The 11,979-nt window shown below is 65.5% G+C and carries 8 protein-coding genes; all 8 read left to right on the forward strand.

What is annotated here, in order from left to right; translation table 11 throughout:
- Positions 1 to 88 precede the first annotated feature (88 nt).
- Positions 89 to 2,851, forward strand: a complete 2,763-nt coding sequence (glnE, locus tag ACK4OE_RS02695) for a bifunctional [glutamate--ammonia ligase]-adenylyl-L-tyrosine phosphorylase/[glutamate--ammonia-ligase] adenylyltransferase (RefSeq protein ID WP_409882818.1) — start codon at positions 89 to 91, stop codon at positions 2,849 to 2,851.
- A gap of 52 nt (positions 2,852 to 2,903) precedes the next feature.
- Complete coding sequence (locus ACK4OE_RS02700; protein WP_409882820.1) at positions 2,904 to 3,644, forward strand: TetR/AcrR family transcriptional regulator; 741 nt, start codon at positions 2,904 to 2,906, stop codon at positions 3,642 to 3,644.
- Positions 3,641 to 5,029: an efflux transporter outer membrane subunit gene (locus tag ACK4OE_RS02705; RefSeq protein ID WP_409882821.1), complete on the forward strand. Its 1,389-nt coding sequence runs from the start codon at positions 3,641 to 3,643 to the stop codon at positions 5,027 to 5,029. Before ACK4OE_RS02700 ends, ACK4OE_RS02705 begins: the two co-directional genes overlap by 4 nt.
- Before the next feature lie 165 nt (positions 5,030 to 5,194).
- On the forward strand, positions 5,195 to 6,427 hold the full coding sequence (locus ACK4OE_RS02710; protein ID WP_409882822.1) for an efflux RND transporter periplasmic adaptor subunit: 1,233 nt from the start codon (positions 5,195 to 5,197) through the stop codon (positions 6,425 to 6,427).
- A gap of 12 nt (positions 6,428 to 6,439) precedes the next feature.
- Positions 6,440 to 9,562, forward strand: a complete 3,123-nt coding sequence (locus tag ACK4OE_RS02715) for an efflux RND transporter permease subunit (protein ID WP_409882823.1) — start codon at positions 6,440 to 6,442, stop codon at positions 9,560 to 9,562.
- A 106-nt stretch (positions 9,563 to 9,668) separates the two neighbouring features.
- Complete coding sequence (locus ACK4OE_RS02720; protein WP_409882825.1) at positions 9,669 to 10,871, forward strand: HD-GYP domain-containing protein; 1,203 nt, start codon at positions 9,669 to 9,671, stop codon at positions 10,869 to 10,871.
- Between the two features lie 283 nt (positions 10,872 to 11,154).
- Entirely contained in the window at positions 11,155 to 11,739 is a 585-nt protein-coding gene (locus ACK4OE_RS02725; protein WP_409882826.1) for a glutathione peroxidase, read from the forward strand.
- A gap of 9 nt (positions 11,740 to 11,748) precedes the next feature.
- Positions 11,749 to 11,979, forward strand: a 231-nt coding sequence (locus ACK4OE_RS02730) for a hypothetical protein (protein ID WP_409882827.1), incomplete at its 3' end; no start/stop codon positions are given.

An 11,979-nucleotide genomic window follows, 5' to 3' on the forward strand; every position in this document is an offset into this window, starting at 1 on the left:
AATGTGGCAGGAATTATGACCCGCAGCCTTAGCGCGGGTTCACTACAAACCGGTGTTCATATGTACGGGGCGTCACGACGCGACCGCCATGCAGACGCCCGGCGCTGAACCCCACTGCAACCCCGCGGCACCTTTTGTGCCGGGGGCCGGGCATTCGCGCTTCTTTCAGCGGCTGCACCGGCGGTATGAGAACGATCTGGCCGTGCTGCCCGCTGGCACCCCTGTGCGGGCCACCATGGAACAAGCCTATGACACGCTGCGTGCGCGGGGCTGTGACACTGGGACCGCCCTGCGCATGCTGCGCCAAGTGGTCATGGAGCGGCTTATCCGGCTCGATTGCGAAGACCAGGCGCCCCTGGCCGACATCACCACCGCTGTGACGGTGCTGGCCGAGCTGGCGCTCGACCGTGCCTGCGCGCAGGCGCGCCAAGAACTGGACGAACGCCATGGCGCTCCCACCGGGCCAGAGGGCCAACCGGTTCAGTTATGGATCATCGGCATGGGCAAGCTCGGTGCACGCGAGCTCAATGTCTCCAGCGACATCGACCTGATTTACGTGTACGAACACGATGGCGAAACCGCCGGTACGGCCGATGGCCGTGGGCGCATCTCCAACCACGAATACTTTGCGCGCGCCGTCAAATCCATCTACAGCCTGGTGGGCGACACCACCGAGCACGGCTTTGTGTTCCGGGTGGACCTGGCGCTACGGCCCAACGGCAACTCGGGGCCGTCCTCGGTGTCGTTGTCGGCACTGGAGGAATATCTTCAGGTGCAGGGCCGTGAATGGGAGCGGTTTGCCTGGCTGAAAAGTCGTGTCGTGGCCCCCGGCGACTGCATTGCCAGCCCTGAGGTACAAGCCCTGCGGGGCGTGGTGCTGCCGTTTGTGTTTCGCCGGTATCTGGACTACAGCGTGTTTGATGCGCTGCGGGTGCTGCACCGGCAGATCCGCGACCACGCTGCCAAGCGCAGTGCGGGCCACCCCGAGCGGGCCAACGACGTCAAGCTGTCGCGCGGCGGCATCCGGGAGATTGAGTTCACCGTGCAGCTGCTGCAGGTGGTGCGTGGTGGGCAGTTCCCCGAGCTGCGCCGCCGTCCCACGCTGGACGCCTTGCAGCGTTTGGCGCAAGCGGGCCTGATGCCTGCTGAAACGGCCGAGGCCCTGGCACGCGCCTATGTGTTTTTGCGCCGTGTGGAGCATCGCATTCAGTACCTGGACGACCAGCAGACCCACGTACTGCCCACGCGCGACGACGATCTGGCCTGGATTGCCGACACCCTGGGCTACCGCGACTGCTGCGCCTTTTTGCATGAGCTGGACGCCCACCGCGAACTGGTAGCGCAAGAGTTCGACACCCTGCTGGGTGGCGCGGGCAAGAAACAATGCAACGGCGGCGGTTGCGGCGGCCCCCGCGCTGCAGCGCCCCCGCCCCCGGAGCTGGAGGGGCTGCTGGAGCAACTGCCTCCCGGTTTTCGGGAGCGGGTGGCCGAATGGCGCACCCATCCGCGTGTGGAAGGCTTGCGCGACGAAGCGCGTGCGCGCCTTTTCCGCCTGGTGCAGCGCACCGCGCTGTGGCTGACCGAAGGGCGCGTCAACCAAGAGGCGGCACTGCGCCTGATCAACTGGCTGGAGCCGCTGCTGCGGCGCGAAAGCTACCTGGCGCTGCTGCTGGAACGCCCCTCGGTGCACGAACAGTTGCTGCACCTGCTGGGTGCGGCCAAGTGGCCCGCCCGCTACCTGCTGCAGCACCCCGGGGTGATTGACGAGCTGGTGGGCGACGCGTTGCTGGCCGAGCGTTTTGTGGTGGCAGATTTCGAGCGCGAGCTGGCGATGCGGCTGGCCTCGCTCCAGTCCACGGGTGAAGATGACGACGAAACCCTGCTTAATCTGCTGCGCCGCGCGCAGCACGCAGAGACCTTTCGCACCCTGGCGCGGGATGTGGAGGGCCGCATCACCGTCGAGCAGGTGGCAGACGACCTGTCGGCGCTGGCAGACAGCGTGCTGCGCGTCACCGCGCAATGGTGCTGGAGTCGCCTCAAGACCCACCACCGCGAAAGCCCGCAGTTCGCCATCATTGGCTACGGCAAGCTGGGTGGCAAAGAGCTGGGCTATGGCAGCGACCTCGACATTGTTTTTGTGTTCGATGATGACGACGAACGCGCGCCCGAGGTCTATTCGGCCTATGTGCGCAAGCTCATCAACTGGCTTACCGTGAAGACCGGTGAGGGCGACCTGTACGAGATCGACACCGCGCTGCGCCCCAACGGCAATTCGGGCCTGCTTGTTACGCGCTTTGAGGCCTATGCCAACTACCAGCAGCGCCGTGGCAGCAACACCGCCTGGACCTGGGAGCACCAGGCCATGACGCGCGCCCGCTTTGTGTTGGGCAGTGAAGAGCTGAAGGCTCGCTTTGATGCCGTGCGCGAAGCCGTCATCACCTCGGAACGTGACACGGCCGCGCTGCGTGATGAGATCACCACCATGCGCGAGCGTGTGCGCAGCGCCCACCCCGTGCGCGACGGACTGTTCGACGTCAAGCACAGCCCCGGCGGCATGGTGGACGTGGAGTTCGCCTTGCAGTACCTGGTTTTGTCGCACTCGGCGGCCCACCCCGAGCTGCGGGAGAACAGGGGCAACATCACCCTGCTTAAGCTGGCCGAGCAGGTGGGCTTGCTGCCACCGGGCGTGGGCCAGGCCGCCGCCGATGCCTACCGCGAATTGCGGCGGGTGCAGCACCAGGCGCGGCTGGACGAGGCGCCGACGCAGGTCACGCCCCCCGCGCTGCAGGCAGAGCGCGAAGCTGTGCTGGCGCTCTGGACCGCCGTGTTTCTCCCCGCGAGATCTTCGTGAAATTTTTGTTAATTCAAACAATTGTTTGAATTGGGTGGTTTAATCCGGGACCATGAGTTCCGGCCCCTCCCTCGTACCCGCCGCCCAGCGCACATCCCGCAGTGATGGTGAGGACACGCGCGCACGCCTGCTGCAGGCGGCGCTGCAGCTGTTTTCAGAGCGCGGGTTTGCGCAGACCTCGGTGCGCGCCATCGCGGAGGCGGCGGGCACCAACGTGGCAGCGATTGCTTACCACTTCGGCGACAAAGCCCGCCTGTACACGGCCACGTTCTATGAACCCTTTGGCAGCGGCAGCGACCTGATACCGGTTTTTTCCGACCCTGCCTTAGGCTTGGAAGATGCGCTGCGCCACTACTTTTCGGGTTTTCTGGAGCCCCTCAAACACGACGATTTGGTCACGCAGTCGCTGCGCCTGCACGTGCGGGAGCTGCTGGAGCCCACCCATGTGTGGCCAGAACTCATCGAGCGTGAATGTCGCGCCCCGCATCGGGCCCTGGTGCAGGTGCTGTGCCGCCACATGCCCGTGAATGAGGCAGACGACGACATGCACCGCCTGGCTTTTTCCATCGCCGGGCTGGTCATGCAGATGTGGACCCAGCGCGACGCCTTGATGGCCATCGCGCCACAGCTGGCAGGCTCGGGCGCGGTCGATGTGTGGGTCGACCGGCTGACCGGCTATGCCCTGAGCATGGTGCAGGGCGACGTTGCGCGCAGGCAGTCACAGCCACGGTCCAAGGTGCAGCCCGTACGCGGGCGCAAACCCCGAAATTCGGACAAGGAAATCAATGCATGAAGCTGTGTAGTCGACTCCTTCTGGCGGCCTGGGTGCTCGTCGCACTCGGGGCCTGTGCCACCGCATCTCCGCCCGCCCAGGTGGCGGCGCCGTTGCCTGCTGGCTGGCAGGCACCGCTGCCGCACCAGGGATCTCTCCAAGGGTTGTCGCAGTGGTGGACCCAACTGCAGGACCCGTTGCTCGTTGAGTTGATCGACGCCGCCCAGTCCATCAGCCCAGGCGTTGCCCAGGCGCAGTCCCGCATTGCGCAAGCGCGCGCCACGCAGGTGGTCAGCCGCGCTGCGCTGGGCCCGTCGCTAGATGGTCAGGCCAGCGCCAGCCGCGGGTTCAACGAACAGGTGGCGGGCATCGCCACCACCGCCCAGGTGGGACTCCAGGCCAGTTGGGAGATGGATGTGTTTGGCGCCAATGCAGCCACCAATACCGCTGCCGACCAGCGGCTGGCAGGCGCCCAGGCGCTGTGGCACGAGGCGCGGGTGAGCGTGGCGGCCGAAGTGGCGCTACAAACAAGCAGTCTGCGCACCTGCCTGCAGCAGCTGAACGTGGCCGAGCGCGATGCCCAGTCGCGCAGCGAGACCTCGCGCCTGTCAGCCCTCAGCGAGCAAGCCGGTTTTACTGCCCCCGCAACGGCTTCGCTGGCGCGTGCCAGTGCCGCAGAGGCGGCGGCGCGGGCATCGCAGCAGCGCATGCAATGTGATGTGGAACTGAAAACGCTGGTCGCGCTGACGGGTCGGGAAGAGCCCGCCTTGCGCGCACGCCTGGCTGCGTCAGTCACAGCCCAACCTGCGCCGGACTCCCTGTTTGCCATTGCCGCATTGCCCGCGCAGGTGCTGGCACAGCGGCCTGACGTGTACAACGCCGAGCGGGAGGTGGCGGCTGCCAGTGCCGACGTGGGCAGCGCGCAGGCGCAGCGCTACCCGCGCCTGGCTCTGAGTGGGTCGGTGGGGGCGGGCTGGGTGCGCACGGGTGGTGTGACCACCGACCTGAGTACCTGGACCATCGGCCCGCTCGCGCTCAGCGTGCCGCTGTTTGATGGCGGCCGCCGGGCAGCGCAGGTCGATTCCGCACAAGCGCGGTATGACGAGGCTGCGGCCCTGTACCGCGCCCGGGTGCGTCAGGCCGTGAGCGAGGTGGAGCAGGCGCTGGTGCGCTTGCAAAGCACTGCCGAGCGCAACACCAGCGCTCGCATTGCCGCCGAGGGATACCGCGCCTCGTTCGACGCGACGCAGGCCCGCTACCGGGGTGGTTTGGCCAGCCTGGTGGAGCTGGAAGACGCGCGCCGCACATCACTGGCTGCCGAGAACGCGCTCATTGCGCTACAGCACGAACGCCAGGCGGCCTGGGTGTCTTTGTACCGCGCCGCCGGTGGCGGCTGGAAAGAATGAAGCACCCCCTGAGCTGCTTTGCAGCGTCCCCCTCACTCGCACTGCGTGCGGGAGGGGGACGCACCCGGTGGCCTGGCAAAGCCAGTTCCACGGGTGCACTGGTTCGGGTCGCGCCAGTTTTGTGAGCCATGAACCACTGAAACGAATTTTTTAGGACGGATGCGCATGCCATATTCCTCTTTCTTCCCTTCTTTCTCCAGGCTCTCTCCCGTTGCCTTCGCCGTGATTGCCGCCTGTGTGCTGACCACAGTGGGTGCGCTGGTGTACTCCGGCGCCTCTCGCGCGGCCGATGAGACCAAGGCGAGCCAGCCGCGCCCCGCGCTCACGGTGACCACCGCGCAGCCGCAGCGCATCGCCGTGCCCCTGCGCCTGGCCGCCAACGGCAATGTGGCCGCCTGGCAGGAGGCCATCATTGGGGCAGAGAGCAACGGCCTGCGGCTGACGGATGTGCGCGTGAACGTGGGTGATGTCGTCAAGGCCGGTCAGGTGCTGGCCACGTTCTCGGCCGACACGGTGCAGGCCGATGTGGCCCAGGTGCGCGCCAGCCTGCTTGAAGCACAGGCCAACGCAGCCGAAGCGGCGGCCAATGCCGACCGCGCCCGGTCCCTGCAGGCCACGGGCGCGCTCAGCCAGCAGCAGATCCAGCAGTTCACCACCGCAGAAAAAACCGCCCAGGCCCGTGTGCAGGCGGCCCAGGCCACGCTCAATGCCCAGCAACTGCGCCTCAAATACACCCAGGTGGTGGCGCCTGACAGTGGAGTGATCTCCGCCCGCACCGCCACCGTCGGCGCCGTGGTGGGCTCCGGAACGGAGCTGTTTCGCATGGTGCGCAAGGGCCGTCTGGAATGGCGTGCCGAAGTCACGTCCACCGAGCTGCGCCGCATCCAGCCCGGCGCCAAGGTCAGCGTCACAGCAGCCAGCGGTACGGTGGTGGAAGGCACCGTGCGCATGATCGCGCCCACGGTAGACCCGCAGACGCGCAATGCCTTGGTCTATGTGGACCTGCCCCAGAACGCGGACTTCCGTGCCGGCATGTTTGCGCGCGGCGAGTTTGCGCTGGGCTCCAGTGACGCACTCACCGTGCCGCAAGAAGCGCTGGTGGTGCGCGACGGCTTCTCATACGTTTTTGTGGTGGGCGCCGAGCAGCGCGTGCAGATGCGCAAGGTGCAGACCGGGCGCCGCGTGGCCGACCGGGTCGAAGTGCTGTCGGGCCTGGACGCCAATGCGCCGGTGGCCGTGCGCGGTGCGGGTTTTCTGAACGACGGCGACCTGGTGCGGGTGGTGGCGCCCACCGCACCTGCGGCCCCGGCAACACCTGCCAGCACGTCCATGGCGCCAGAATTTGAGAAAAAAGTGGCTCTAGCGCTTGTCCATAAAGCGTTAGTAGCTATCAATTGAGGAGCGTTCTTCATGAATGTATCCACCTGGTCGATCAAGAACCCCATTCCGGCGCTGATGCTGTTTGTGCTGCTGACGTTCGGCGGCCTGCTGTCGTTCAACGCCATGAAGGTGCAGAACTTTCCGGACATTGACCTGCCCACCATTTCCGTGACGGTGGCCCTGCCCGGCGCCTCGCCTGCGCAGCTCGAAAACGATGTAGCGCGCAAGATCGAGAACAGCATCGCAACCCTGCAGGACCTGAAACACATCTACACCAAGGTGCAGGACGGAGGCGCCACCATCACGGCCGAGTTCCGGCTGGAAAAGCCCACGCAGGAAGCGCTGGACGATGTGCGCTCTGCGGTGGCCCGCGTGCGCGGCGACCTGCCCGGTGACGTGCGCGACCCCATCGTGACCAAGATGGACCTGGCCGCGCAGCCCGTGCTGGCGTTCACCATCGCGTCGGCCCGTATGGACGACGAGGCGCTGTCGTGGTTTGTGGACGATGCCGTGGCCAAAAAGCTGCTGTCGGTGCGCGGCGTAGGCGCTGTGACCCGCGTGGGCGGCGTGGACCGCCAGGTGCATGTGGCGCTGGACCCGGTCAAGCTGCAGGCGTTGAACGCTACGGCGGCCGATATCTCGCGCCAGTTGCGCCTGGTGCAGACCGAAAGCGCGGGTGGCCGCACCGACCTGGGTGGCAGCGAGCAGCCCGTGCGCACGCTGGCCACAGTGCAGTCGGCGCAGGAGCTGGCGGGCCTCACGCTGTCGCTGTCCGACGGCCGCCATGTGCGGCTGGACCAGGTGGCCACGGTGACCGACACCGTTGCCGAGCCACGTGCCATGGCGTTGCTCAACGGCAAGCCGGTGGTGGGTTTTGAAGTGGCGCGCAGCAAAGGTGCCAGCGAGGTCGAAGTGGGCGGCGCTGTGCAGGCAGCCTTGATGGAACTGCGCGAGCAGCACCCCGACCTGGAGGTCACCGAGGCGTTCAACTTTGTGAAGCCGGTGCAGGAGGAATATGACGGTTCCATGCACCTGCTGTACGAAGGCGCGCTGCTGGCGGTGCTGGTGGTATGGCTCTTTTTGCGCGACTGGCGCGCCACGTTTGTGTCGGCCGTGGCGTTGCCGCTGTCGATCATTCCGGCGTTCATCGGCATGCACTTGCTGGGCTTCTCCATCAACGTGATCACGCTGCTGGCGATGTCGCTGGTGGTGGGTATCCTGGTGGACGACGCCATCGTGGAGGTGGAGAACATCGTGCGCCACCTGCGCATGGGCAAGTCGCCCTACCAGGCCGCCATGGAAGCGGCCGACGAAATTGGCCTGGCCGTGGTCGCCACCACGTTCACGCTGATCGCGGTGTTTTTGCCCACCGCGTTCATGAGCGGCATTGCGGGCAAGTTCTTCAAGCAGTTCGGCTGGACGGCGTCGCTCGCGGTGTTTGCCAGCCTGGTCGTGGCCCGGGTGCTCACGCCCATGATGGCGGCGTATATCTTGAAACCCATCGTGGGCGAGCACAAGGACCCGCGCTGGATGACGGTGTACCTGCGCTGGGCGGCCTGGTGCATCAAGCACCGCTGGATCACCTTTGTGGCCACGGCGGCGTTCTTCATCGGCTCGCTGGCGCTGATTCCGCTGCTGCCCACGGGCTTCATCCCGCCGGACGACAACTCGCAGACCCAGGTGTACCTGGAGCTGCCGCCCGGTGCTACCCTGAGCCAGACGCGGGCGGCCGCAGAAGACGCGCGCCAGCGGATCGCCAAGGTGGACCATGTGCAGAGCGTGTACACCACCATCGGCGGCGGCACGGCAGGCGGCGACCCGTTTGCAGGCATGGGCAATGCCGAGACACGCAAGGCCACGCTCACCATTTTGCTGGCCGAGCGTGGTGACCGGCCGCGCAAGCAGGGCATCGAGAACCAGATCCGGGCGTCGCTGGAGACGCTGCCGGGCGTGCGCAGCAAGGTGGGCCTGGGCGGATCTGGCGAGAAGTACGTGCTGGTGCTCACGGGCGACGACCCGCAGGCGCTGACGTCGGCCGCTCTGGCGGTCGAAAAAGACCTGCGCACCATCCCCGGTCTGGGCAGCATCTCGTCCACCGCCAGCCTGGTCCGCTCCGAAATTGCGGTGCGCCCCGACTTTGCGCGTGCCGCTGACCTGGGCGTGACCAGCAGCGCTATCGCTGAAACGCTGCGCATTGCCACCGTGGGCGACTACGACGTGTCGCTGCCCAAGCTCAACCTGGCCTCGCGCCAGGTGCCCATCGTGGTCAAGCTGCAGGACGACGCCCGCCAGGACCTGTCGCTGCTGGAGCGCCTGTCGGTGCCGGGCAGCAAGGGCCCGGTGATGCTGGGGCAGGTGGCTACGCTGGAGTTCAGCGGCGGCCCGGCCGTGGTGGATCGGTATGACCGCGCGCGCAATGTCAACTTCGAGATCGAGCTGTCGGGCCAGCCGCTGGGGGATGTGACCAAGGCGGTCGAGGCGCTGCCCTCCATCCAGAAGCTGCCGCCAGGCGTTCGCCAGATCACGATTGGCGATGCCGAAATGATGGGCGAGCTGTTTGCCAGCTTTGGCCTGGCCATGCTGACCGGGGTGCTGTGCATCTACATCGTGCTGGTGCTGCTGTTCAAGGACTTTTTGCACCCCGTCACTATCCTGGCGGCCCTGCCGCTGTCGCTGGGGGGCGCATTCCTGGGGCTGTTGATTGCTCAAAAGAGCTTCTCGATGCCCTCGCTCATCGGGCTCATCATGCTGATGGGCATTGCCACCAAGAACTCCATCTTGCTGGTGGAATACGCCATCCTGGCGCGGCGTGAACATGGGCTCACGCGGTTTGAGGCGCTGATCGATGCCTGCCACAAGCGCGCGCGTCCCATCATCATGACCACGCTGGCCATGGGCGCGGGCATGCTGCCCATTGCCATCGGCTTTGGCGCGGCCGACGCGAGCTTTCGCTCGCCGATGGCGGTGGCTGTGATTGGCGGGTTGATCACATCCACGCTGCTGAGCCTGCTGGTCATTCCGGCGGTGTTCACGGGGGTGGACGATGTGGGCGCGGCCTTTGGCCGGGTGCTGCGCCGTCTGCGCGGGGCGCACCATGAGCCCACCACCGCTGCGGTGCCCGCCGTTCCGGTGTCTACCCCGCCGGTGCCCTGAGGCCCGTGCTCATGAAACAGGTTCTTACGTCCCTCAAATAGCCGGGCAATCACCCAGGTTGCAACTGTTTTGGGGCGGGGGTGGGCGTTGGATAATGTAACGAGCCATGAACCTCGTCAGCCTCAACATCGAATCCATCCAGATCGGGCACCCACTGCCTTTTGTGCTGCGCGGTGCCGACGGCGCGCTGCTGGCCCAGAAGGGCTATGTCATACGCACCCGTGACGAACTGGTCACTATGGTGGCGCGAGGCCGCCAGCTGTGTGTGGACACCGATGAATCGGGTGGCAGCCACCGCGCTTATCTGGCGCAGCTTCAGCGCATGCTGATCGCCGATACCAACCTGGGCGAAATCGCGGCCATGAAGATGACGGCGGGCGAACAGGAGACCCGGGCCCGTGGCGGCAAAACCCTTCCCGACTGGCCCGAACTGCAGTTGCGCGCCACGCAGATACTGCGGGCCCCGTCGGGGGGAGATTTCAGCGGTCGGTTCCAGGCGCTGCATGACGAGCTGGCACGCCATTGCGAACAGACGCCCGATGCGACCTTGCTGGCGCTCATTTACCTCTCGGCGCAAGAAACGCGCATGTACAGCGCCACCCATTCCATGCTGGTCAGCTGTGTGTGCATGGTGGTCGCACGCGAAATGCTGCGCTGGCCCCAGTCGCAGGTGCAGCAGGTGGGATATGTCGGGCTCAGCATGAACATCGCCATGACCGAGCTGCAAGACCAGCTGGCACAGCAGACCCAGCCGCTGACCTCTGCCCAGATTGCTGCCGTGGAGGACCACGCGGCCCGCTCCGAGACGCTACTGCGCCAGTTGGGCGTGGCCGACCCGCTGTGGCTGGAGGCCGTGCGCTGCCATCACCACCGCAACCCGGGCCCGCTGGATAAAAAGACCGAGGCCCAGCAAATGGCCCGCCTGGTGCAACGCGCCGACATTTTTGGAGCGCGCCTCGCGCCCCGTGTGGCCCGTTCGCCCATGCCCGTCACGGCGGCCATGCAGGCCAGCTACTACGACGAAGACCACAAGGTGGACGAAATGGGCGCGGCGCTGGTCAAGACATTGGGCGTGTACCCACCGGGCGCTTTTGTACGCTTGGCCAGCCAGGAGGTGGGTGTTGTCATCCGCCGAGGCACCACGGCAACCACCCCCCGCGTGGCGGTGGTCACCAACCGCGACGGCATGCCCACCGGCGAGCCGATTCCGCGTGAATCGGGCATGCCCCCGTGGAAGGTTACGGGCGTGGTGGCCTTCAAGGACGTACGGGTCACGCTCCCGCTGGACCGGCTGCTCAGCATGGTCTGAAAGGGGGGGGCTTCGCAGCTCTCCCACTCGTTGTGCCGTCTGCGCAACGCCTGAACACCCCTCGTGTTTCCTATTTCACGGTCACAGCACCCGGTGTGACCCCTGTTTCTGTGCGCGACCGCACGGGGCAACGTCGCGGCCGCGCGCAACACCCCCATCCTCCTGTCAGGAATCTGAATCCAAACCGTGCGCAAATACGTATACCGTTCAGTACAAATAAAAACTCATATGGACAAAAAATGATGAAGCGGTTAAATTTGGGGCACCACCAGCCCAAGGTCTTATGAATCTCCTCTCACGACTCCTCTCGGCCAGCAGCCTGTGCGCTGCTGCCTTGCTGGTGGCTCCGGCTGTGCAGGCTGCCGACGCACCTGCAAGCTGCCCCGCCACGCTGCAGCACACCTTCCCCCGGTTGCAGGACGAAAAGCCGCAGTCGTTGTGCCAGTACAGCGGCAAGGTGGTGCTGGTGGTCAACACCGCCAGTTTTTGCGGGTTTACCGGCCAATATAAGGGGCTAGAAGAGCTTTATGCCCGCTACAAGGACAAGGGCCTTGTGGTGCTGGGCTTTCCCTCCAACGACTTTTCGCAAGAGTCGGGCAGCAACCAGCAAATTGCAGAGTTCTGCGAAAACACCTTTGGCGTGAAATTCCCGATGTTTGCCAAGAGCAGCGTGAAGGGCGCTGAGGCGTCTGCCCTGTTTCGCCAGCTCACCGAACTATCGGGCACCGCGCCGCGCTGGAACTTTCACAAATACCTGCTGGGCCGCGACGGCAAGCTGGTGGACAACTATTCCAGCCTGACCGGGCCGGACAACAAAAGCCTGGTGCGCGCTATTGAAAAGCAGCTTGCCGCGGCGACGCCCCGCTAACTCATCATGATGGCATTCAGTTTCTTTAAAAAAAACCACCGAAACCAGCAAAACCTCTGGAACTTCGGTGCGGTGGCCCCACTCTATTTGTTGCGCACGACGATTGCGCGCCGTACAGTTTTAGTGTTGCGAAGCCTTTCGGGCCCTCGGGCTCCGACTGACCTCCTGGAGCGCTTCTCCTCCCTCCCTCTCTTATTCGTTTCGGGACGCTTCGCAACCTTTTTATTCCGTGCACCGGCC

Origin of the sequence: Acidovorax sp. (assembly GCF_046314175.1) — a bacterium.
Classification (GTDB): Bacteria; Pseudomonadota; Gammaproteobacteria; order Burkholderiales; family Burkholderiaceae_C; genus Acidovorax.